Genomic DNA, 18,780 nt, shown 5'->3' with positions numbered 1-18,780 from the left:
GAATCAGTCCAGACGACGGTCGGCAGAGGTTGCCGGCGGCCGCGGAGGCGCTGGTGTCTCACTTGTCGATAGCCGGGAACGCACCCGTCCAAGGAATTCGCCTCGCATCGGTTCACTGTACCAGAGCCGCATGCCATCGATAGCCGTCATGTGCTCGAGGCCGCGGTCGAGTTCAACGAAACGATCAGTTTCAACATAGCGGTCGTCCGGAAAGATCTTGATCTGGCTGGTTGAGAATGCAAGGGGGTCATGGGCGGGAGCTTGAGCGCGATTGGCGCGTACATCCCCGGTCAAGACAATTTGCTCGCTTCCGGCCGCGATCCAGCCGCGCTCGGAGCGGATGCGCCAGGGCGGCAGCGCCTGGTCATAGAGTACCAGGCGAGGTTGGTCGAGTTCACTGCTGTCATCATCCGGGTAATGGCGCAGTTGCTCGGCATGCAGCTGGCGCAAGGGCTGCCCCTGGGAGTCCAGTTCCAGCGCGCGAACACCCTCGACAATATAATCCGGACGCCGATTTTCCAGGGTGCTTTGTGGTTGGACAGTGTCTTGTGTCGGTTGGGAAAACCACAGGGCAAGGGTTCCGAGCAGCAGCAGTGTTGCCGCAAGCAGGGATTGGCGACGATAGGCGAACAACGGTTGTCGCGCCTAAAGCGCCTCGAACGGAGGGAGATAACGCGCGAGCATGGGCTCGAATGTCTCCTGGGCGCGCATGATGAACTCGCAGACCTCACGCGCGGCGCCGCGCCCGCCCCCATTTGTCGTTTGCCAATGGCAATGCGCCTTGACCATCGGGTGGGCGTCCGCCACCGCCACGCCGAGCCCGACCCGCGATAGAATTGGCAAGTCGATGACGTCATCGCCGACATAGGCAAAATCACGGTCACTGAGCTGCAAGCGTTCCTTGAGTTCGTTATAAGCAGGGAGTTTGTCGCGCCGTCCCTGATAAACATGGCGGATGCCCAGGCTCTCCATGCGCAGCCGCACCACCTGCGATTGACGGCCGGTAATCACGGCCAGGCTGACGCCAGTCTCCTGTAACATAACCATTCCGTGGCCGTCGCGAGAATGAAAGGCCTTGTACTCCTGGCCATCGTCGCCAATGAACAAGCTGCCGTCGGTCAATACTCCGTCAACGTCAAAAATGACGACGCGGACAGACTTGGCCCGTTCAATTGCGTCTTGCATCGGCTGGCTCTCCTGGGTACGAATCTTTAAGCATCTTAGACCTTAATCATAGCCACTGAGAGCCAGGACGTCAGCCTGAGCTTGGGCGCGCTTGAGGCATTTTGGCTCATGGCTGGGCTTGCCGCGGTCTTTTAATCTTCGCTCGTTTTCACCTCTGTCGTATTGCGCGTACGGTGATGCTGTGCGAGATGCGTTTGCTTGACGTGCTTGCGCCAAGCCCAGACAATGGTGGCTTTTAGACTTTCTGCAGTTAGACTTCCTCAAGACCTGCCGCGAGGCGCCCAACCTGATTGCTCCATTGGCCTCCATGTACGCGACATGACGGACGCTGTCGTTTCCGCTGTTCAGTCTTGCTCGGTTCCCAAGTCCGCGAGCCCTGAGCCGTGGGCACTGGTGCGGGTGCGCGGGCTGAGTTTTCGTCGCGGCGAGCAGGTCATTTTCGACCAACTCAACCTCGATATTGAACGCGGCAAGGTGACTGCCATCATGGGTCCTAGCGGTGCCGGCAAGACGACACTGCTAAAGCTGATTAGCGGGCTGCTCCGGCCGGATGCCGGCACCATTGAGGTTGACGGTCAGGACATTGGCCAGCTAAGTCGCAACGAGCTGTTTGAGTTGCGCATCCGCATGGGCATGCTGTTTCAGAGCGGTGCGCTCCTGACGGACCTGAATGTATTTGAAAACGTCGCCTATCCCTTGCGCGAGCATTATCGGCTGCCAGAGTCGGTGCTGCGGCGCCTGGTCCTGATGAAGCTCGAGGCTGTCGGGCTGCGCGGCGGGGCGCATCTCATGCCGAATGCCCTGTCCGGAGGCATGGCGCGCCGGGTCGCTTTGGCGCGGGCAGTCGCTCTTGACCCTATGATCATCCTGTATGACGAGCCTTTTACTGGCCAAGACCCCATTTCCATGGGGGTGCTTGTCAGCCTAATCCGCCAGCTCAATGATGCCAGCGCCATGACCAGCCTGGTGGTGTCTCACGATGTGCGCGAGACACTCGGCATTGCTGATCGGGCTTACCTGGTGGCCGGTGGGCGCCTGGTCTGCCAGGGCACGCCGGATGAGATCGCGCGGGAGTCTTCTCCCTGGGTACGGCAGTTCGTCGACGGCCTGCCAGATGGGCCAGTGCATTTTCACTATCCCGCATCCGATCTGGCGGACGCTTTTCTCGAGCCCCCCCGGCGATCATGAGCGGGCCGCTCAATGCACCATTTAACGCGCTGGCCTCGCTGGGACGGGTCGTTCTGGACCGGGTCGCGCGCTTTGGGCGGGCGCATGTGTTGTTGCTTGGCATGCTTGCCGGGCTGCCGTCCCTCTTGCCACGCCCGCGCCTGCTGCTGCTGCAGCTTTATGCCACTGGCGTGCTGTCTGTTCTCATTGTGGTGGTCTCCGGGCTATTTGTTGGCATGGTGCTCGGGCTGCAGGGCTACTATGTGCTCTCGCAGTTCGGCGCGGCGGAAAGCCTGGGGGTCATGGTGGCGGCCTCTCTGGTGCGCGAGCTCGGTCCCGTGGTCACGGCCCTGCTGGTCGCGGGGCGCGCGGGCTCGGCCTTGACCGCCGAGATCGGTCTAATGAAGACCACCGAGCAGCTCTCGGGGCTTGAGATGATGGCCGTCGATCCGGTGAAGCGGGTGCTGAGCCCGCGTCTGCTCGGCGGTTTTCTGTCCATGCCCCTGCTCGCCGCCCTCTTTAGCGCGGTCGGGGTGCTGGGAGGCTACTTTGTCGGCGTTGGCCTGCTGGGCGTGGATTCCGGCGCCTTCTGGAGTCAGATGCAGGCAAAGATCGACTTTCACGGGGATGTGCTAAATGGCGTCATCAAGAGCCTGGTATTCGGCTTTGTCGTGACATGGATCGCGCTCTTCGAGGGCTATGATGCCGTGCCCACGGCAACCGGAATTAGCCGCTCAACGACTCGCACCGTGGTCAATGCCGCGCTGGCGGTGCTGGCGTTGGACTTTGTTTTGACGGCCCTGATGTTTGGAGACTAGAGGATGGTCAAAATGCGCACGCTTGAGATCGCAGTCGGCGCCTTCATGGTCGCGGGCTTGGTGGCGCTCTTCTTCCTGGCGATGCACGTGAGCAATCTGAGCAATCTTGCCGCTGGCGATGGCTACCGCATTCGTGCCAATTTCGACAATGTCGGCAGCCTGAAGGTGCGCTCACCCGTGAGTATGTCTGGTGTGCGTGTCGGGCGGGTTGAGTCCATCGCCTACGATCAGCAGCGCTTTCAGGCGGTGGTAACCATGCTGATCGATGAACAGTTCAATTCAATCCCCACGGACACTTTCGCCAATATTTTCACCGCCGGTTTACTGGGAGAAAAATACATCGGGCTCGATCCAGGCGGCAGCATGGAGGTACTAGCCGATGGCGATCAGATCGAACATACCCAGTCGGCCCTGGTTCTTGAGCAGATGATCGGGCGCTTTCTGCTGAGCAAGGCGGAAGAGGGTGTCGATTAAGACGCTATTTAAGAAATGAACGCGGGTCGCTGTAATCAGCGAAAGACGCGCGTCAAAGACTTGGGTGGTGACTTAGCTTTACGGAGACTTGGCATGCAACAGTTAAAGTTTTTCGCGCTTGGCGTCCTTTTGATGCTGGCGGCGATTGGAACGTCACTGGCGGAGGAATCTCCAACGGATCTGGTGCGCAATACTGCAGAGAAGATGCTCTCGACGCTGGAGGCGAGACGCGCGGAAGTGGATCGTCAGCCCGAGATCATTTACGAGTTGGTTGGCCGCATTGTGGCCCCGCATTTTGATTTTGAGCTGATTACCCAGTCAACCGTCGGGCGCGATTGGCGCCAGGCCACGCCAGCGCAGCACAAGGCCCTGACCGACGCCTTCCGCGAGGTGCTGGTTCGCACCTATGCGACGGCCCTGCTCAAGTATTCCGGCCAGGAGATCGTCTATCAGACCGCCAAGCCGGGCACCCGTGATGGGACTGTCATTGTTCCCACCCAGGTTCGCGCTCCCGGCAGCTCGGCCATTCCGGTTGACTACCGTCTGCACAACAAGAGGGGGAGCTGGAAGGTCTACGACGTGGTGATTGAAAATGTCAGCCTGATTTCAAACTATCGCGGCCAGTTCCGCTCCATCATCGGGCGCGATGGCATCGATGGCCTGATTCGGGAGTTGCGTGCCAAAAGCCTATCGACCACCTGATGCTAATGGTCGCGCTCACCCTAGGAATCAATTTCATGCCCTCACCGTTTTCAGTTCATCAAGTTAGGATGCCATGGTCGCGCGGCTAATAGAAATTGACGAGGGACGCTTTCGCATCGAGGGCGAACTGAATCTAAAATCCGTTGCAACGCTTGCTCGGGAGTCCTCGCGTTTGTTTCCTGGCCAAGGTCGCCGGGCGCAATTCCAAATAAAGCAGCTTCAGAGACAACATTCTCAGAGAGAGACTCTTGAACTTGACCTGTCCGGTGTGACTCGAGCCAATAGCGCTGCTGTCGCACTCATGCTTGACTGGACAGCTCGCGCGCAAGCTGTGGGGAGCCGCTTACGAATTCGTCATTGGCCCGAATCCATGTTGCGCATCGCGCGCTTTTCAAATCTCGCCGAACTATTCGGGCTTTCCGAATCAACCGAGGATGCGCGGGCAAGATTCCGGGCAAGCGCTCCACCCGCGGATGTCAGACCACTGGTTGAAAACGATGGATAAGTTACTCATTACTGGCGGGCCAGTCTTGGAGGGAGAGGTCAGAATCGCTGGCGCCAAGAATGCCGCCCTGCCCATTCTGGCGGCCACGCTTCTTGCCGAGACGCCCTGCGAGCTGTCGAATGTGCCGCATCTGCGTGACATCACAACTACCATGGAATTGCTCGGACGCATGGGCGTGCGCCTGACCGTGGATGATCGCATGCGCATCCACGCAGATGCCAGTGAGGTGAATGTCTTTGCCGCGCCCTATGATCTGGTGAAGACCATGCGTGCGTCTATCCTGGTGCTAGGGCCGCTGCTGGCGCGTTTTGGCGAGGCGGAGGTGTCCCTCCCGGGCGGCTGTGCAATCGGTTCTCGCCCGGTAAATCTGCATATCGACGGATTGCGCGCCATGGGCGCGGAGATTGAGGTTCGCAACGGCTATGTGCGCGCGCGCGCCAGGCGACTGCGCGGCGCGCATTTCATCATGGACCAGGTGACGGTCACGGGCACCGAGAATTTAATGATGGCCGCGGCGCTGGCCAAAGGACGAACAGTGCTCGAGAATGCGGCACGTGAGCCAGAGGTGCTGGATCTGGCCTGTTTTCTCAATCGCATGGGTGCGCGCATCAGCGGTGCTGGAACCAGTACTCTCGTCATTGAGGGTGTCGGGCATCTCAGCGGAACCCACTACTCGGTGTTACCGGATCGAATAGAAACCGGCACCTATCTGGTGGCTGGCGCCATCACCGGCGGCCATGTCCGAGTGCGGGCAACGCGCGCCGACCTGCTTGATGCCGTGCTGGCTAAATTGCGCGAAGCCGGCGCCCATCTCGAGATCGGCGAGGATTGGATCGAACTCGACATGCGTGGGCGAAAATTGCGTGCCGTCGATGTCTACACCGCCCCCTACCCGGCCTTCCCGACCGACATGCAGGCACAGTTCTGCGCATTGAACAGCATCGCCGAGGGCACGGGAACCCTGACAGAAACCGTGTTTGAAAATCGCTTCATGCATGTCCTCGAGATGCAACGCATGGGCGCGGATATCCGCCTCGAGGGAAATCTGGCCATCTGTCGCGGAGTGGCGCGTCTGACGGCCGCGCCGGTCATGGCGACCGATCTGCGCGCATCGGCCAGTCTGGTGCTGGCCGCGCTGGTGGCGGAGGGCGACACCCTGATTGATCGGATTTATCACATTGATCGCGGCTACGATAATATCGAAGAGAAGTTATCCTCACTGGGGGCGGTGGTGCGAAGGGTTTCCGCCAAGCCAGAGACAACCGCTGTTCCCTGAGACAGGTCAACAACGAAAACTGACAACAGCGAAACATGCACAACAGCCGCCCAGCATCCAGGAGTCAGCCAGGGTGAACCAACAACTGACCATCGCGCTTTCCAAAGGGCGCATCTTCGAGCAATCCCTGCCGCTGCTCGCTGCCGCTGGCGTGGAGCCGCGTGACGACCCAGAACGCAGCCGTAAGCTCATCCTTGACACCAACAGTCCAGAGGTCAAGCTGGTCATCATCCGTGCCAGCGATGTACCCACCTATGTGCAATATGGTGCGGCCGATGTTGGTATCGCTGGCAAGGACGTGCTGCTTGAGCATGGCGGTGATGGCCTGTACGAACCGCTCGACCTGCGCATCGCACGCTGTCGCATGATGGTGGCCGGCAAGCCGGAGGCGGTGCGCCAGCGCCCTGGACGGCTGCGCATCGCCACTAAATATGTCCGCTGCGCCGAGCGCCATTTCGCCACCCAGGGCAAGCAGGTCGAAATCATCAAGCTCTACGGCTCCATGGAGCTCGCGCCCTTGGTTGGCTTGTCTGACCTCATTGTCGACTTGGTTGAAAGTGGCAATACCCTGAAAGCCAACGGTTTGGTGCCTCTGGAGCACATCTGTGACATCAGCTCGCGCCTGATCGTCAATAAGGCCTCCTGGAAGATGAAACACGAGCGTGTAATGCAGCTCATTACCGACATTCGCGCTGCTGTTGACTCTGGGGCCTGAAGCGAATTGCCGCGCCCCGGTCCATCGACAGCGCTTGATTCTCGAGGACAGGCTTGGCGTCCCGGCCAGCAGCATAAAACACCGCCTGAATGATCAGCTAGCACAGAAATCATGCCAAAGATCCAGCGCTTGTCCACAACAGATCCAGACTTCAACACCCAGCTTGACGCCCTGTTGGCCTGGGATTCAGTCTCTGATTCGGCCGTGCGGCAGCGAGTGGCCGAGATCATCGAGCAGGTACGTCAGCGCGGCGATGCGGCATTGTGTGACTACACCAGCCGCTTCGATGGCTGGCAACCGACCAGTGCCGCCGCGCTGGAGTTGCCGCTGGAACGACTGCGCCAAGCACTTAGGGCAATACCCGCTGCCCAACGCGAAGCCCTTGATCTGGCCGCCGCGCGCATCCGCGCCTACGCCGAGCGTCAGCGCTTGCAAAGCTGGGAGTACATCGAGGCCGATGGCACCCTGCTGGGGCAGAAGATTACCCCGCTCGACCGGGTCGGTCTTTATGTGCCGGGCGGCAAGGCGGCCTATCCGTCCTCGGTCCTGATGAACGCCGTGCCGGCCAAGGTTGCTGGCGTGGCGGAACTCATTATGGTCGTACCCACGCCGCGCGGGGAACTCAACGAGCTGGTACTGGCGGCAGCCGCCATTGCCGGGGTTGATCGGGTCTTTGCCCTGGGCGGCGCGCAGGCGATCGCGGCCTTGGCCTATGGCACCGAGACAGTTCCGGCGGTCGACAAGGTGGTCGGGCCCGGCAATATCTATGTCGCCACCGCCAAGCGCGCGGTCTTTGGGCAAGTTGGCATCGACATGGTTGCCGGCCCTTCGGAGATTCTGATTCTGTGTGATGGCCAGACCGATCCAGACTGGATCGCCATGGATCTCTTCTCCCAGGCCGAGCATGATGAAGACGCTCAATCCATTCTGGTCAGCTGGGACGCGGCCTATCTCGAACGGGTGCTAGCCAGCATCGAGCGGCTATTGCCAGGCATGGAGCGCGCGGACACGATAGCAACCTCTCTGACCTCGCGCGGCGCTCTCATCCTGGCGCGCGACCAAGACGACGCCACCAGGGTGGCCAACCGCATCGCACCCGAGCATCTCGAGCTCTCGGTGGCTGATCCCCAGGCCTTGGCTGCAAAAATTCGCCACGCCGGGGCCATTTTCATGGGGCGCCATACGGCCGAAGCCTTGGGTGATTATTGCGCCGGGCCCAATCATGTGTTGCCGACCTCGCGCACCGCGCGCTTCTCCTCGCCGCTCGGCGTCTATGACTTTCAAAAACGCTCCAGCCTCATCATGGCCTCGCCCGCTGGGGCCGCCAATCTGGCCGCCACCGCGAGCAAGCTGGCACGCGGCGAGGGGCTGACGGCGCACGCGCGCTCGGCTGAGTTGCGTGGCGACCCTGGTTGAGCGGAACACCTGGCCTAAGGAGCGATCTGGCGATGAATGACAAGATCATCACTGGCAACCCGGCCCATGCAGCCGGTGCGGCGGCGCTTGACACCCTGGTGCGGCCAGCCATCCGCGCGCTGAGCGCCTACCATGTGCCGGACGCCACCGGCCTGATCAAGCTCGATGCCATGGAAAACCCCTATTCCTTGCCGGAGGAGCTGCGCGAGCCCTGGCTGTCCGCGCTGCGCGAGCAGGCGCTGAATCGCTACCCCGATCCCCAGGCGAGCCTGTTGCGGACCACCCTGCGCGCCACCATGGGGATACCCGCCGGCATGGGCTTGGTGCTTGGCAATGGCTCGGACGAACTCATACAGATGCTGGCACTGGCGCTCGGCGGCCCCGGGCGAACCCTGTTGTCGGTCGAGCCCGGCTTTGTCATGTATCGGATGATCGCGACCGTCGCCGGGCTCGACTATCTCGGCGTGCCCTTGCGGGCGGAGGATTTCGCGCTAGACCTGGATGCGACACTGGCCGCCATCGAAGAACACCAGCCAGCTCTGACCTTTCTTGCCTACCCCAACAACCCCACTGGCAATCTGTTCGCGGCTGACAGCATCGCGCGCATCATCGAGGCGAGCCCTGGACTGGTGGTGGTCGATGAGGCCTATGCGCCCTTCACCGATCACAGCTTTCTGTCGCGCTTGGGTGACTGGCCCAATTTGCTGGTGCTGCGCACGGTGTCAAAAATGGGCCTGGCCGGGCTGCGGCTTGGCTATCTGGCTGGTCCCCCGGAATGGATTGAAGAGATTGACAAAACCCGCTTGCCCTACAACATTAATGTGCTGACCCAGGCCAGCGCGGTCTTTGCATTACGCCATGCCGAGGTGTTTGATGCCCAAACCCGGCTGATCCGCGCGGAGCGCGAGCGTCTGGCTAAGGCCCTGGCGGCGATGGACGGCATGCAAGTCTATCCGAGCGAGGCCAATTTTATTCTGCTGCGTCTGCCGGACGGAACGGCCGGGCCGGTGTTCATGGGTCTCAAGGCGCAAGGCGTACTGATCAAGAATCTCGACGGTGCCCATCCGCGACTGCGTGATTGTCTGCGTGTGACCGTGGGGACAGCGGATGAAAATCAGGCATTTCTAGAGGCGCTGGCGAAAGCCGTTTAATTCAAGCCCCTCCTCCTTCTTCCAGCCAAGGTAAGTCGCAGTGGGGCTGGCCTGCGATAAGCGATTCAAGTGTTCAGAAATGATGGACATGCTTCCGCCATGGCTCCGCTCGGCGATTTAATCCACAACGCAACACTGCTGCTCGCACTCGCGCTGGTGCACAACCTGGTGGTCGCGCACTTGCCGCGTCAGCGCCTGGCGACCCAGGTGCTTGATGGCGCCCTCTTTGGCCTAGTGGCACTGGCCGGCATGCTCTACCCCATGACGCTGATGCCTGGCGTCATCTTTGACGGTCGCTCGGTCGTGCTCAGCATGGCCGGGCTCTTTGGTGGCCCCATCAGCGCCGCAGTCGCGGCACTCATCGCCGGCATTTATCGCCTCTGGCTAGGCGGACCTGGGGTCTACATGGGCATTGGCACCCTGCTCACCGCGGCCGCGTTGGGTGTCGGTTTTCGCTACCTGTGCCAGCGCCTGCGGTGGCCAATCAATTGGGTCACTCTGGCACCCTTTGGCCTTGGGGTGCATCTGCTGGCGCTGACCTGGGTCGTGGTGCTGCCGGGCGCCGTGCGGGCGCAAGTGCTGGGTCGGATCGCGCTGCCCTTTCTGGTGGTGCTGCCTATTTTCAGCCTGGTGCTTGGCTTGGTGTTTCGTATGCAGGAGCAGCGCATCGAGAATGGCCGTGCGCTCGAGCGCGAACGCGACCGTCTGCAACGGCTGCTCGAGACGGTCGAGGCGATCATTCAGGCCTCGCCCGTGCCGCAGCTGATTATCGATACCCAGGGCCGCGTTCTGAGTATCAATCCTGCTTTTGAACGGACGATCGGCTACACACTCAAAGAGATGCCGACCCTGGAGCAATGGTGGCTGCTGGCCTACCCCGATCCCGACTATCGACAATGGATTCAGAACATTTGGGGACGACACGCGCAGCGCGCGGCAGAGACCGGCGATACCAGCGCGACGGTCGAAATCCGCGTGCACTGCAAGGACAGGCTCTCGCGGTTGTTCATGGCCGGAACCGTGGCACTGGATGTTGGCGATGGAAACACTCAGACGCGCTTTCTGGTAACCTTTTACGACGTAACCGAACTTAAGCGCGCTCAGGTTGCCGCCGAGGCCGCCGCGCAGGCGAAAATGCGCTTTCTCGCGCACATGAGTCACGAAATCCGCACGCCCATGAATGGCATCATCGGCCTGTCCGAGCTGGCCCTACGCGGCCCGCTCGACGATGGGACGCGGGAGTATCTCGAGCAGATGCATGAGTCCGGCCATCATCTGCTGGCCATTCTCGATGATATTCTTGATCACTCCAAGATCGAAGCCGGACAGCTGAAGCTCATTGCCGCGCCCTTTGATTTGGGCGATTTGATGGCTGCCGCGAGCACGCTTTTCGCGCCCCTGGCCAAGTCCAAGGGTTTGCGTCAACGCGTGGATATCGACCCACAAGTGCCGCAATGGCTGCTCGGCGATGCCCACCGACTGCGCCAGGTGCTTGCCAACCTGATGAACAACGCGGTCAAATTCACCGAGAGTGGAGAGATTGGCCTCAGCGTCAAGCAACTCGCGGCCGCGAAATCGCGCGCCCAGCTATGCTTTACTGTCAGGGATACCGGCATGGGCATGGATAAAGCCACCCAGGCACGGTTGTTCGAGCCCTTTGCCCAAGGTGAGGACTCCATCGCGCGGCGTTTCGGGGGCACCGGGCTGGGACTCAGTATCAGCCGCTATCTGGTCGAGCGCATGGGCGGGAATTTGCGGGTTGACAGCAGCCCAGGCCATGGGAGTCGTTTTTCTTTCGCGCTCTGGTTTGATATCGCGCAACTGCCGGCCGTGACGGAGACTGCAGGGCTGCAAGAAGTGCTTGATCTTGGCGCAGCCCGGGTGTTAGTGGTGGAAGATCACCCCATCAATCAGCGTGTTGTGGCCGATATGCTGCGCATCTTCGGCGCTGAGGTGACGATGGCGGAGGATGGTGAGCAGGGCCTGGAACACCTGGCGGCAGCAGCCTTCGATCTGGTGCTCATGGATGTGCAGATGCCGCGCATGGATGGGCTGACCGCCACTGCGCACATTCGCGCCAACCCCGCCTGGGCGGAGCTGCCGGTCGTCGCGTTGACAGCCGGAGTGACCGAGTCCGAGCAGGAGCGCATTCGCGCCGCGGGCATGAACGACCTGCTCGCCAAGCCCATTACCCTCAATGCACTCTCGGCTGTGCTGGCGCGTTGGCTCGCACCTGCGTCCGCCATGGCCAACCCGTCTGGCGGCTCGCTTGTTGCTAACCAGCCAGGTGCGCGGCCAGCGCAGCTCGCGCAAGCGACCCTTGAGGAACCAGCGGGTGTTCCTGCATGCCTTGACCTCAGTGAGTTCGACGCAGTTCTAGCGCCCGAGGAAGTGCGCGAGCTATTAATGCTCTTTGTGGAGTCCGCGCAGCGACTGATCGAGCAGATCATCACCGCCATTGCCACCCACGACTGGCAGGCGGCGCGCGCACAGGCACATCGGCTAAAGGGGGTAGCGGCCAACACCCGGGCGACCGCCATGGCTGAGGTGGCAGCGCGTCTGGAACAGGCTCTGAACGCAGCCCCAGAGCTGCTGGATGCTCGCGCTGACCCACTGCCCGCATTGGTCGCCGAGCTCAGGCAGACTTATGCCGATGTGAGCGACGCCATCGGGAAACGCCAGGCCGGTCATCCCGTCTCGCCCGCGGATTAAACTCAATATCAGCGGCTCAAAGTTGATCGGCGGTTCCTGTCTGGAGAGCAGCCCTGCCGCCAGCGGGGCGCGAATCGGCACCCTTGCCAAGTTGGCTGTTTTGTGAGTGCGACCGCAAAAACGCAACCAAACCGCGCAATGATGAAAATAATGTGTTTTCATCTGCCCATCGTCTCCTACTACCCTTACCATGGCTGACATACTATGAGCAACACCATAGGCCTTAGCTTGTCCCCCTTGGGAGTTGAACCAGCAGGACGAGGAGCATGCAGATGAAAGGCGACATCTTTGACGGTAGTCGCGGCCTGGCCTGCGGCTACATCGAAACCGACGACCCGATTATTTTCGAGGCGACCTCTAGGCCTTGGGAAGTGCTTTCGGAGCCCCTGGGAACAAAGGGGTTCTACAATCGAAAACATTATGTGGCAACCAAGTCCGTGGTGCTCTACCGAGAGCATTTTTCGGCTCCAACGCGCCTGCGCGGCATCTCACCACCGGGCATGCTGGTTGTCGTGGTTCCCCTGCAACTAGGAGAGCGCACCCGTTACGACGGGCACGATCCTCAACCCTCCGTCATTCGCTTGAGTGCACCCGGAGCACTTGATGCCATTGTCGACGCCGATTCTGCGCATTTTATCTTGCTAATCGACCTTGACTTCCTCCAGCGCCAGCTGGGACAGGACGCAGAACAGGATCCGGGGATCAAGGCACTGATGGAAACGGCCAACCGACGGAATGGTTTGGCCGTGGAGCCCGAGACTTTTTCCGCTTTTTCCGACTGGCTCGATCAAATCCTTGCATCCGCGGGGCCACGGGAGCGCCGCTGCGATGCCAAGGGGCCGGACAAGCGCGGAATTATCCGCAAAGCGCGACCCAATGCGGAGAAAGCGGAGCGGCTGACCGAGCTTCTCGAGCACCAATTGCCACGGCGCCTGGTTGAGCTGTGTCGACCACCAAGTCGCAAGCTGCCTCCGCCTCGAGGCGGGGTGTCGCGTTCTGCCGTCATCGGTCAGGCGCTGGCCTATTTGACTGACGCCAGCGTGCCAATTCCAAGCGTGGGGGATCTCTGCCGGGTGACGGGAGCCAAGCAAAGAACACTTGAGTATGCCTTCGAAGAGCGCTTTGGTCTGAGTCCGCTGCGTTTCGTCAGGGTTTACCGATTACATCAGGTGCGGCGCAACCTGGCCGCGGCCGAGCCCGGATCGGTTCGGGTCGCGGAAATGGCACTGACTCACGGTTTTCGCCATCCGAGCCGGTTCTCGCGCGAGTACAAGGAGTTGTTTGGCGAGCTGCCATCGCAAACGCTTGCTCGCCAGGTCCAGAGACTGTCAGCGGCGCCCTTGATTTGCTCAAGTGCCGCGGGGAGCAAGCCATCGCGAACTTATCAGGCTCACATCAGCCTGTCCGTGTCCTAGGCAATCTCCAAGCGCCTCCATGCATGCGGTCCGCGCCCCACTGGCGACATGCCAATGGTGAAGCCCAGCCGGCCAACATCCAAACACAATTTGATTTGCCGCAGTCTGCCGTGCCGCAAAAAACGGCACAGGCGCTGCGCTTCAGCGGCCTCTGCCGTCGGGGTTGAGAATGCTTATGGCGCCTAGGTTTTAAAAACGCTCGCCAATGTTTTCGTTGATTTCGTTGACCGCTTTCGCCAACAGCTTCCGTGCGTATTCGGGTCTTGGCGGCGTATTCTGCCACCTGAGGTTGAAGAGTTGCACAATCAGGTGGTCATCGTCCTCGTCGGTGCGGAACCAGCAGCTTTCCTCGTTGACGTGAGAATTTAGCGGCTGGGTGTCCTCGGTGGGCGGGTCCGCGCACAGCATCCAATCGGCCTCGAACGCGGGGTTTCCAATAAAGCTCAGAACACCTCCGTTGGGGTGATCTTGTTTGATGAACCAGGTGCGCATCGTCCAGTACTCCCAAGAGTCAAGAAACAACAGTCTGCTGACTCCTTGGAGGCGCTCATCGCCAAAGCGGCCCCAGCCACAGGTCGGAGTTTGCAGATGATTCGAGTTTCCGGGCGGTGTGCCGTGAGTTTGAACAAGACCGTCAATTTGGGCGGCCCGGTAAATCAAGCATAGTCAGGCGCTGGCTCACTGGCTGGGAGCCTTGTCACAAATCCGCATTCTTTGTGGCAGTATTTTTGACTTCGGCCGTGCTATTGATACTAGCGGATGGGTGAGCCTGAATCGCAGCTTTGGCATATCGTCTTAACGGGACCTGATTAGATTGATGGCGGCTGGGTCACAGCTTGGCGCCTGTCGGCCTTGCCAAACACATGATCGGTTCAGATCAACCGCTGGCGCACCGCCGCGCTGATCCACTCGCTGATCAGCACAGTGGCCAGAATCAACAAGAAAATTAGTGTGACCCGCGGCCAGGCAAGGGTATCGACCGAGGCCTTGAGCTGCAGTCCGATGCCGCCGGCGCCGACCAAGCCGAGCACGGTGGATTCGCGGATGTTGATATCCCAGCGGAACAAAGCAATGCCGGCAAAGGCTGGCAGAATCTGCGGTACTATTCCGTAGTCAAGCACTTGCAGTGGGCTGGCGCCGGTGGCGCGCACGGCCTCGACAGGCTTGAGATCAATCTCCTCAATGGCCTCGTAGAGCAGTTTGCCGATAAAGCCAATGGAGCGCAGGGCGATGGCGATGACACCGGCCAGCAGGCCGGGACCAAGGATGGTGACCAACAGCAGCGCCCAGATCAATGAATTGACCGAACGCGAGGTGACAATCATCAAGAGCGCCAGCGGGCGGATCAACAGGGCGTTCGGGCTGGTATTGCGGGCAGCGAGAAAGCCCACCGGGGCGGCGATGATGAGCCCAAGCCCGGTGCCCAAGGTGGCGATATTGATGGTGTCCCACAGTGGGCGCCAGAGCTGATCGAGGTAAGACCAGCGCGGCGGCACCATGCGCGAGAACAGATCGCCAGCCTGACGCGGCGCATCCCAGACAAAAGCCCAAATCTGGTTGGCCGTCATCGCCTCCCAGCACAGCACAAACAGCAGCACCGCCAGCAGCCAGGCCAGCCAGCGCAACAGCTCGGCCGCGGGCGTGCGGCGACGCCAGAGCGCATATTCGGTCGATTCAAACTTCATCACCGCACCCACCGCCGCACCCAACTCGAGCTGTATTCGGTCACCAACACGATGGCGATGATCAGCAACAAAATGACCGCGGCCGTGCCGTATTCGTAGCGATCAAGCGCGGTGTTGAGTGTCGCGCCCACACCACCGGCACCGACGATACCAATGACGGCTGATTCACGGAAGTTGATATCGAGTCGGTACAACGACAGGCCGATCAGGCGCGGCATCACCTGCGGCTGAATGCCATAGTTGAGCACCTGCCACCAGGAGGCGCCAGTGGCACGCACGGCCTCGGCCTGGGCCTCGTTGATGTCTTCGATGTCCTCGGCCAGCAGTTTGGCGAGAAAGCCGATGGTGGCGAAACTCAGGGTCAAAAAACCCGCCAGCGGGCCAAAGCCGACCATGGCGACGAACAGAATCGCCACGATGATCTCCTGCAGGGAGCGCGACACCGCGATCAGCGCCCGGCACAGCAGATACAGCGGCGCTGGAGACAGATTGCGCGCCGCTCCCAGCCCAACCGGCAGCGATAGAAGAATTCCAGTGGCCGTGGCGGTGACCGTCATGGTCAGGGATTCGAGCAGCCCCTGCTGAATCGCGCCCCAGCGACGCCCGACATCGAGTTGCAAAAAGCCGCCAAAAAAGCGCAGGCCGCGCTCCCAGCCCTCGGCGGCGCGTGACCAGTTGACCTCCAGGCTGAGGATGCCCAACACCAAATACAACAGACCGCCGAGTAATAACGCCCAGCGCAAGCGCGGATCGGCGATCATTGGCGGTCGGCGCCACTGGGTTGGGACGACGTCCGGAGCCAGCGCTTGGATGCTTGGCGAGGGTTCCCGACCCATCACAAGGCCCTTGTGATCTCGGCGGCGGAAGCTGGCGCCAATGCTGGGCTCAAGGCGGCGGCGGCTGTTGCCGCTGGTGGATACTCCCTGTGCTTTCCAGCCTCTGGCGTGACTTCCCAGTCCTCCTCGCCATAGATGGTGGTGAGTACCTCGGGCGTGAGTCCCTCGGGCAGGCCATCATAGACGATCCGCCCAGCATTGAGCCCGATAATACGCATCATGAACTGGCGCGCCAGGGCGACGTCATGGATGTTCACAATGGCAGCCAATTGGTGCTCCGCGCAGACCTCGACAATCAGCCGCATGATCTGGCGACTGGTCTTGGGGTCGAGGCTGGCGGTGGGTTCGTCCACCAGGAGCAACGCGGGCTGCTGCGCCAGCGCCCGGGCAATGCCGACGCGCTGGCGTTGGCCGCCGGAGAGCGCATCAGCGCGCTTGTTCGCATGTTCCAGCAAACCCACCCGGTCGAGCAATCGATAGGCTAGAGCAATGTCCGCCGGCGGGAAGCGCCGCAGCCAGGAGCGCCAGAAGGGCAGATAGCCGAGCCGCCCGGATAGCAGGTTCTCCATGACCGTGAGCCGTTCGACCAGGGCATATTCCTGAAAAATCATGCCGATGCGCCGCCGCGCCCGACGCAGTCCAGACGCACCCAGGCGGGTCAGATCCAAGTCCGCGCCGCTGCCCGGATTGAACAGCACCTGCCCGGCGGTTGGCTCCACCAGACGGTTGATGCAACGAATCAGCGTGGATTTGCCGGACCCGGACGGCCCAATCAGCCCCAGCACCTGACCGGCGGGTATCGTCAGGCTGACCCCGACCAGCGCCAGCTCACCCGCGCGATAATGCTTGGCGAGATCGATCAGGCGCAGCCGGGCGTTAATGTTAGTTGCAACTGTAGGAGACACCATTGGCGGCGTCGATTTTGCGAATCACATCCCAGTGTTTGCTGTAGCTGATAGGGATGAACTTGGCCTCACCGGATTGTTTGAACTCCTCCTGCAGGCGCGAGCCTTCCCAGTCGAAGGTAAAGAAGGCGTGCTTGATTTTATCAGCCAGTTCCGGCTTTAGATTATACACATAGCCATAGCCGGTGGTCGGAAACGTCTGGGATTTGTACAGGCTGACAATCTGCTCGGGCTTGATCACATCGCGCGCGATCATTCTCCGCAGCACCGAGTTAGCCACGGATGCGGCTGGATAGTCGCCATTGGCCACGCCCATGATGGAATTGTCATGCTTGCCGGAGAACAGGGGTTCGAAATCGCGCTCGGCGACCAGGTCGAAGTCGCTTTTCAGAATAGCCGAGGGCGCCTTGTAGCCGGAATTGGAGGTTGGCGCGGTAAAGGCCAGCTTGCCGCCCTTGATGTCCTCGACCTTCTCAAGGCCGCTGTCTGGATGGGTGATGATCTCCATTTCGTAGCCAAAGCTATCATCCGCGCTCGCCATCATGGCGAAAGGCACGAAGCCGGCGCAATTGACCGCCAGTGGATTGGAGCCGGTATTAAAGCCAGAGATATGCAGGCGTCCGGCACGCATGGCCTCGATCTGCGCCGCATTGGACTGTACCGGGAAAAACTGCACCTTCTTGCCGGTGGTTTCTTCCATGTGCGCGAGAAATTCGCTCCATACATCAGCATAGACAGCGGGGTCTTCCACCGGTGTATAGGCAAAAACCAGGGTATCCGGATCGATCCAGTCCCCGGGATCCGTCGGTGCATCCGCCACCAGATCGCCGTCGGCATCCTGGTAGCGCGCATCGAGCGCTAGCACGGGCGCGATGGATAGCGCGCAACCTAGTGCCAGAAGGGCGCCGAGCAGGCCGCGCCGGACGCGGAATCTTGCGGTAAAGGAAAAACATGGCTGCTGTGACATTGGCAAAACTCCTCGCCTCACGCTCAATGCGGGATGATCTTGATAAAGTGACTCATGCCTGCCCGTTGCCGGCTGAGCCCGGTTGACAACTCCAAGATGCTAGCCGCCAATTGTGACGCGTCCGTGACGAGCAGTTCCGAAAAGCGTTGGGCAAGCCGATTACCCCTGCCAGTTTCCCCGCCGGTTTTCCCCAGCAGTGATTCCAGCAGAAATTCGGGCAGAAATTCCGGCAGAGACTCTGGGGAGGGGCTAGTGTTATGCATGGTGCGGGCAGTGCCGCGCACCTGAGCGAAACCCCCGTGGCGCGGGTAAGGTAAGATGGCCTGTCAATCGCCGGCGGTTTTCCGTTTCCATCACAATCACATCAGGAGCTCAGACATGACAGATGCGATGATCATGAAACTCGTAGGCCCGCTCGCCAATGCGCGCGGCTGGATGAAGTTCGCGGGCGTCTTGTTGATGATTCAGGGAGGGCTGACAGCCTTGTCCATTGTCGGCATCTTGGTGGCCTGGATTCCGATTTGGATGGGGCTGCTGCTCTACAAGGCGAGTGAGCTCATTGGGGAGGCCGAACGACTCGGCAGCGAGGTGGCACTGCAAGGGGCCTTGGAACGGCTGGCAACCTATTTCAAGATGCTTGGCATCCTGCTGCTGTTGGCGCTGGTTCTGGCTTTGGTCAGCATCGTGCTCGCGATCATGATTCCCTCCTTGGTCGCTTTTCAGCAATCCTCCCTATAATCTTGCAAGCGTCTCTTGCAGACGTCATCTTGCAGGCGCCGCCCGGGGAACAGCATTCCATGCCGAGCCAAGCGCCGGAGGCACCTCCGGGAGAGGTGATCCTGCCCAACAAG

19 protein-coding genes are annotated in these 18,780 nt (G+C 60.7%); 12 read left to right on the top strand and 7 right to left on the bottom strand.

From position 1 onward, the window contains the following. Positions 1-3: 3 nt before the first annotated feature. Together lptC and kdsC are read right to left on the bottom strand one after the other, a co-directional pair. The gene (lptC, locus tag Thiowin_RS01500; RefSeq protein ID WP_328985989.1) at positions 4-633 is read right to left on the bottom strand and encodes an LPS export ABC transporter periplasmic protein LptC; all 630 of its coding nucleotides are present in this window, start codon (positions 631-633) and stop codon (positions 4-6) included. A 12-nt stretch (positions 634-645) separates the two neighbouring features. After that, on the bottom strand, positions 646-1,185 hold the full coding sequence (gene kdsC, locus Thiowin_RS01495; protein ID WP_328985988.1) for a 3-deoxy-manno-octulosonate-8-phosphatase KdsC: 540 nt from the start codon (positions 1,183-1,185) through the stop codon (positions 646-648). Between the two features lie 318 nt (positions 1,186-1,503). Between kdsC and Thiowin_RS01490 the strand changes: the two genes are divergently transcribed. From Thiowin_RS01490 to Thiowin_RS01445, 11 genes are all read left to right on the top strand, one after another. Next, positions 1,504-2,373 (top strand): ABC transporter ATP-binding protein, encoded by an 870-nt coding sequence (locus Thiowin_RS01490; RefSeq protein WP_328985987.1) that lies wholly within the window; start codon positions 1,504-1,506, stop codon positions 2,371-2,373. After that, entirely contained in the window at positions 2,370-3,170 is an 801-nt protein-coding gene (gene mlaE / locus Thiowin_RS01485; RefSeq protein ID WP_328985986.1) for a lipid asymmetry maintenance ABC transporter permease subunit MlaE, read from the top strand. Before Thiowin_RS01490 ends, mlaE begins: the two co-directional genes overlap by 4 nt. A 3-nt stretch (positions 3,171-3,173) precedes the next feature. Further along, positions 3,174-3,644, top strand: coding sequence for an outer membrane lipid asymmetry maintenance protein MlaD (mlaD, locus tag Thiowin_RS01480; protein ID WP_328985985.1), 471 nt, complete (start codon positions 3,174-3,176; stop codon positions 3,642-3,644). A gap of 93 nt (positions 3,645-3,737) precedes the next feature. Then, positions 3,738-4,346 (top strand): MlaC/ttg2D family ABC transporter substrate-binding protein, encoded by a 609-nt coding sequence (locus Thiowin_RS01475; protein WP_328985984.1) that lies wholly within the window; start codon positions 3,738-3,740, stop codon positions 4,344-4,346. Between the two features lie 73 nt (positions 4,347-4,419). Beyond that, positions 4,420-4,851: an STAS domain-containing protein gene (locus Thiowin_RS25130; RefSeq protein ID WP_408034145.1), complete on the top strand. Its 432-nt coding sequence runs from the start codon at positions 4,420-4,422 to the stop codon at positions 4,849-4,851. After that, a complete protein-coding gene (murA, locus tag Thiowin_RS01470; protein WP_328985983.1) occupies positions 4,844-6,127 on the top strand; it encodes a UDP-N-acetylglucosamine 1-carboxyvinyltransferase in 1,284 nt (427 codons plus the stop codon). The genes Thiowin_RS25130 and murA overlap by 8 nt, the downstream gene beginning before the upstream one ends. 73 nt (positions 6,128-6,200) lie before the next feature. Beyond that, positions 6,201-6,842: an ATP phosphoribosyltransferase gene (hisG, locus tag Thiowin_RS01465; RefSeq protein ID WP_328985982.1), complete on the top strand. Its 642-nt coding sequence runs from the start codon at positions 6,201-6,203 to the stop codon at positions 6,840-6,842. A 111-nt stretch (positions 6,843-6,953) separates the two neighbouring features. Continuing rightward, the gene (hisD, locus tag Thiowin_RS01460; RefSeq protein WP_328985981.1) at positions 6,954-8,258 is read left to right on the top strand and encodes a histidinol dehydrogenase; all 1,305 of its coding nucleotides are present in this window, start codon (positions 6,954-6,956) and stop codon (positions 8,256-8,258) included. 32 nt (positions 8,259-8,290) lie between these two features. Then, positions 8,291-9,409 carry a histidinol-phosphate transaminase gene (gene hisC, locus Thiowin_RS01455; protein ID WP_328985980.1) on the top strand — a complete coding sequence of 373 codons (1,119 nt, stop codon included), beginning with the start codon at positions 8,291-8,293 and terminating at the stop codon, positions 9,407-9,409. 99 nt (positions 9,410-9,508) lie between these two features. Then, positions 9,509-12,121 carry a hybrid sensor histidine kinase/response regulator gene (locus Thiowin_RS01450; protein ID WP_328985979.1) on the top strand — a complete coding sequence of 871 codons (2,613 nt, stop codon included), beginning with the start codon at positions 9,509-9,511 and terminating at the stop codon, positions 12,119-12,121. A gap of 272 nt (positions 12,122-12,393) precedes the next feature. Continuing rightward, a complete protein-coding gene (locus Thiowin_RS01445; protein ID WP_328985978.1) occupies positions 12,394-13,536 on the top strand; it encodes a helix-turn-helix domain-containing protein in 1,143 nt (380 codons plus the stop codon). Between the two features lie 189 nt (positions 13,537-13,725). Here Thiowin_RS01445 and Thiowin_RS01440 read toward each other — a convergent pair whose 3' ends face one another. The 5 genes from Thiowin_RS01440 to phnD form a co-directional block, all read right to left on the bottom strand. Then, positions 13,726-14,028, bottom strand: coding sequence for a hypothetical protein (locus Thiowin_RS01440; protein WP_328985977.1), 303 nt, complete (start codon positions 14,026-14,028; stop codon positions 13,726-13,728). Positions 14,029-14,408: 380 nt separating this feature from the next. Continuing rightward, a complete protein-coding gene (phnE, locus tag Thiowin_RS01435; RefSeq protein ID WP_328985976.1) occupies positions 14,409-15,221 on the bottom strand; it encodes a phosphonate ABC transporter, permease protein PhnE in 813 nt (270 codons plus the stop codon). Continuing rightward, complete coding sequence (gene phnE, locus Thiowin_RS01430; protein ID WP_328985975.1) at positions 15,221-15,982, bottom strand: phosphonate ABC transporter, permease protein PhnE; 762 nt, start codon at positions 15,980-15,982, stop codon at positions 15,221-15,223. The genes phnE (Thiowin_RS01435) and phnE (Thiowin_RS01430) overlap by 1 nt, the downstream gene beginning before the upstream one ends. 74 nt (positions 15,983-16,056) lie before the next feature. Continuing rightward, complete coding sequence (gene phnC, locus Thiowin_RS01425; RefSeq protein ID WP_328985974.1) at positions 16,057-16,965, bottom strand: phosphonate ABC transporter ATP-binding protein; 909 nt, start codon at positions 16,963-16,965, stop codon at positions 16,057-16,059. Continuing rightward, the gene (phnD, locus tag Thiowin_RS01420; protein ID WP_328985973.1) at positions 16,940-17,929 is read right to left on the bottom strand and encodes a phosphate/phosphite/phosphonate ABC transporter substrate-binding protein; all 990 of its coding nucleotides are present in this window, start codon (positions 17,927-17,929) and stop codon (positions 16,940-16,942) included. Before phnD ends, phnC begins: the two co-directional genes overlap by 26 nt. Positions 17,930-18,307: 378 nt before the next feature. Here phnD and Thiowin_RS01415 point away from each other — a divergent pair, with 378 nt between their 5' ends. After that, positions 18,308-18,667 carry a DUF5362 domain-containing protein gene (locus Thiowin_RS01415; protein ID WP_328985972.1) on the top strand — a complete coding sequence of 120 codons (360 nt, stop codon included), beginning with the start codon at positions 18,308-18,310 and terminating at the stop codon, positions 18,665-18,667. The last annotated feature ends 113 nt before the right edge of the window (positions 18,668-18,780 follow it).

Origin of the sequence: Thiorhodovibrio winogradskyi, assembly GCF_036208045.1 — a bacterium.
Lineage (GTDB): Bacteria > Pseudomonadota > Gammaproteobacteria > Chromatiales > Chromatiaceae > Thiorhodovibrio > Thiorhodovibrio winogradskyi.
Note: the sequence above shows the minus strand (reverse complement) of the source record. Positions and strands in the feature narration are given on the sequence as shown.